Origin of the sequence: Microcoleus sp. BM001215392 (assembly GCF_036700185.1) — a bacterium.
GTDB lineage: Bacteria > Cyanobacteriota > Cyanobacteriia > Cyanobacteriales > Microcoleaceae > Microcoleus.
In genome coordinates this window covers 1-4,253 of sequence record NZ_JAUBOJ010000517.1, presented here as the reverse complement: position 1 = coordinate 4,253, position 4,253 = coordinate 1, and the positions used below count along the sequence as shown (strand labels likewise).

Sequence of the window (4,253 nt, the reverse complement as noted above, 5' to 3'; positions counted from 1 at the left end):
GTAGAGGTCGCTCTCAAACTGTCAACTGTCAACTGTCAACTGTCAACTGTTGAACTAATCTTTCTTCGCCTTAGCCTCCAGATTTTCCATGCGACTCTTCAAATCTTGATTCTCCTTTTTCACCTGGTCTAATTCCTCGCGTAACTGCTTCACCGCTGCATCGGAACCAGCATTTTTCTGCACTCTTTGTACGGCTTCATCAGCCATCATGCGGACGCGCCCATCTGGAGTTTGGTCAGCTAAAGAACGCAAAATGCGAATAGCTTTGCGAGTTTCCATTTGTCCTAAACCGACAACAACAGATACTTGAGTCAAGAAAAAAGTCTCTTTAGAAAGTTCCGCTAATCGGTGCAAAATCCGTTCCAAATTGAGCTTAGTTTGACCTGTCGAAATTGTCCCCAAAGAGCGAATAGCAGCCAAGCGCAAAGCTTGCGGAGTACCGACGGCTGTGTATTTCAAAATCAGGTTCAGCGCATCTTCCGAAGTTTTCATTTGCGCCAAACCGGAAATAGCACCCGATCGCACAACCTCATTCCAGCCCTCGCGCTCTTTCAAAACCAATTTTAACTCTTTGAGTACCTGTTCGTCCGTGGGTTTTTCGTCAGGGTTAGCGCCTGCGATCGAACCCATCGCACTCGCTGCGGCCGCTTCTACATAATAGCTGTCATCGCCTTTTTCAACGATCGACCTCAGCGCCTTATAAGTCTCGTGAGTCTTGATTTTACCCAGCGCATTCACCACCGCGCGGCGAACCCGAGCATCTTTATCCTTCAAACCAGTTACTAAACCATCAAAAGCTTGGTCGAGTTTAATATCAACCAACTGACCGGCCGCTTCCGCCCGCACAGCCCAAAACGGTTCTTTTTTGAGAACTTCTGACAGCGCTTTCACAGCTTCCAAGCCTCCCTTTTTCGCCAAAGCGTGGGCGGCGTAAATCCGGGAAACCGGGTCTGGATCGAACTGTAACTGAGCTTTAAGTTCGGCAACTCCATACTCTAAAGTAACTGTTTTTAAGTATTTATTTCCGACATCAAAACTGATAAATGCGGGCTTCTCATCGAGGGGAAAATAGAAACTTTGCTCGCGTTCGTGCACTCGAACCGTGAAAGTTTTTATATTAGCAGCATTTCGCTCATCTGCATCTTTTTCCGGTTTGTAACCGAAGCCGATCGGAATTTTCAGGTCAAAGACATCTTTGCTGTTACCGTTACCATTTTTGCCGTCTTTTACCTGAGTTTGGGTAATAGTAACTTTGGCTAATTTGCTGTCGCCGTCCCAGGAATAAGCAACTTTATAATCTGGATGACCGCCGCGATAAACGTACTGGTCAAACAAAAAGGTCAGATTGCGACCGGTAGCTTTTTCGATCGCCCTGAGCAAATCGATCGTTTCCACAGTTTGGTGAGCGTTATCGCGCACAAAAGTGTGAATTGCCTTGTAAAATAGTTCGTCGCCCAACTCAGCGCGAATCATGTGATATACGCAAGCGCCTTTTTCGTACAAATGGCGATCGTACAATTCGATCGCTTCGCGGTAAACGTGAGTCACCATCGGGCGGCGGTAGCGAGAACTGTCTTCAGCTAAATAGTTGCGGGCTTCACCTAACATATAATAAGCCGCATCTTCTTTGCCGTATTCTTGGTCAGTCCACAACACCTCACAATAGGAAGCCATGCCTTCTTTGATCCAAGCATGAGACCAATGTTTAATTACGACTAAATCGCCGAACCATTGGTGAGCCAATTCGTGCGCGACCAAGCTTTCCGTACCGCGATTGTCCAGGCTGGCGCGTTCGTCTAACAAGCACCTATCTGTTAGCAAAGTTGTCGAAGTATTTTCCATGCCGCCGAAGATGAAATCATCGACGCAGACTTGAGCGTATTTAGGAAAAGGGTAAGGATAGCCAAATGCTTTAGAGAAAAATTCAATCATTTTGGGCGTTTTGCCCATGCTGCGCTTACCGTCTGCTTCGCGGCCTTTTTCCACGTAATAATTAACTGGTTTGCCGTTCCATTCGTCTTTAATTTCGGCAAAATCTCCGACTGCTAAGGTCATTAAATATGTCGGATGTACCTGAGTTTGCGACCAGTGATAAATCTTGTCGTCGCCGTCGTTTTTTGTGCTAATTAATTCGCCGTTGGATATTGCCAAAAATTCTCGGGGAACTTGCACGCGAATTTCGGAAGTTGCGAGTTGTCCGGGATAGTCGAAACAGGGAAACCAGAAGCGGGAATCTTCGTCTTCGCCTTGAGTCCAGACTTGTGTTGGTTTGTCGGGATAGTGTTTGTCTGGCCCGACGAAATAGAGGCCGCGCTGGGGTTTTTCGACCGAGTACGCGATCGCAATTGTAATTGGTTCGTAAGCTGCTGTCGGTTCGTGCAGTTGAATTTGCAGCACTTCGCCGTCGCTGTCGAAATTTTGCTCGGTTTCGCCGACTTTGACAGATTTAATATTCAGGTTGACAGCATCTAAGGTTAATTTGTCAATACCGCTGCGGACTGGATTTATGCGGATGCTGCAAGTGCCGCGAAAACTTTGTTTGGGAATATCGAGCACTAAATCGAGGAAAATATGCTCTACTTGTCCGGGTCGATCGGGGTTGTAGTGGGGTCTAGCACCGGGCATCTCGAAGGATTTGTGACCGTTTTCAGTATCAAAGTAGTTGTTTGACATTGTGATGGAGGAGTTGTGAGTCGATCGGCGATCGCTAGCAGCAGCCATCCGACTGAACTGCCAGCTTAATTACAGAGTAGCGCGTCCTAGTTGCTGTTGTCGCTAATGTTGTTAAAAATTCAGGCGATCGTTGCCGGGATGGAAAAAATGATTTTTTCGCTACAATATCAGCAAGGCTAATGTCTGCAATCATCAGCCTGCAATTGAAATTGAGAGGGTAAATCTGTATGACAGCTACACTATCAGTTCCCAGTGCGATCGAATCTTGGCTAGGCGACGAAGCCGAAGACTTGCTCACCCATCAAGCAAAAATTTCTAAAGATTTGTTGCACCTACCGGGCCCGGATTGGGTCGATCGCATTTTCGCTCAAACCGATCGCTCTCCTCAAGTTTTGCGATCGCTCCAGCAACTATATTCTAGCGGACGCTTGGCAAATACCGGCTATTTATCCATCCTGCCAGTAGACCAAGGAATCGAACACTCAGCCGCCGCTTCTTTCGCCCCGAATCCCATCTATTTTGACAGCGAAAACATCATCAGACTCGCCATCTCTGCGGGATGCAACGCTGTCGCGACAACTCTCGGAGTGTTAGGAAGTGTATCTCGTAAATACGCGCACAAAATCCCTTTCATTCTCAAACTAAATCACAACGAACTGCTAACTTATCCCAATCAATCCGACCAAATAATGTTTGCTTCCGTCGAACAAGCTTGGAATTTGGGAGCCGTTGCAGTCGGAGCTACAATTTACTTTGGCTCCCCAGAATCGACGCGACAAATCCAAGAAGTCAGTCAAGCTTTTGCCCACGCCCACGAGTACGGAATGGCAACAATTTTGTGGTGTTACCTCCGCAACGATATCTTCAAACAAGACAAAGATTATCACCTTGCCGCTGATTTAACAGGTCAAGCAAATCACTTGGGAGTCACAATTCAAGCCGACATCATCAAACAGAAATTGCCCGAATTTAACAACGGCTACGCAGCAGTTGCTAAAGCCAGCAGCAAGAGTTACGGTAAAACCGACAGCCGCGTGTATTCGGATTTGACAACCGATCACCCGATCGATCTAACCCGCTATCAAGTGCTCAACTGTTATGCAGGAAGGATGGGTTTAATCAACTCCGGCGGTGCTTCAGGAAAAACCGATTTTGCCGAAGCAATTCGCACGGCGGTAATCAACAAACGCGCAGGTGGCTGCGGCTTAATTTCCGGCCGCAAAACTTTTCAGCGTCCCTTTGAAGAAGGTGTAAAATTGTTTAACGCCATTCAAGACGTTTATTTGTCGCCCGAAATCACGATCGCCTAAAACTTCACAGCACACTAAAATCAGGGGGTGAAGCGCGCACCCAATGCTATAAGGATCGTAGTGCGGACTTTAGTCCGCAGAATTAAGAGCGGACACTCCCGACGCACTACGAACCGTTTTGGTTATGCTAATCTACCGGACATGATATCAGTTCTAATCCCGAGCAAAAAACTCGATCGAAAGGTTTGATTTCCATACTGTGCAACTATCAACTATCAACTGTCAACTGTCAACTGTCAACTGTCAACTGTCAACTGTCAACTGTCAACT

At 46.9% G+C, this 4,253-nt stretch carries 2 protein-coding genes; one reads left to right on the top strand and one right to left on the bottom strand.

Annotated elements, in window-relative coordinates:
* Positions 1-54: 54 nt before the first annotated feature.
* On the bottom strand, positions 55-2,673 hold the full coding sequence (locus QT974_RS31865) for a M1 family metallopeptidase (RefSeq protein ID WP_333472374.1): 2,619 nt from the start codon (positions 2,671-2,673) through the stop codon (positions 55-57).
* Between the two features lie 227 nt (positions 2,674-2,900).
* Here QT974_RS31865 and QT974_RS31860 point away from each other — a divergent pair, with 227 nt between their 5' ends.
* Entirely contained in the window at positions 2,901-3,983 is a 1,083-nt protein-coding gene (locus tag QT974_RS31860; protein ID WP_333472373.1) for a class I fructose-bisphosphate aldolase, read from the top strand.
* Positions 3,984-4,253 lie beyond the last annotated feature (270 nt).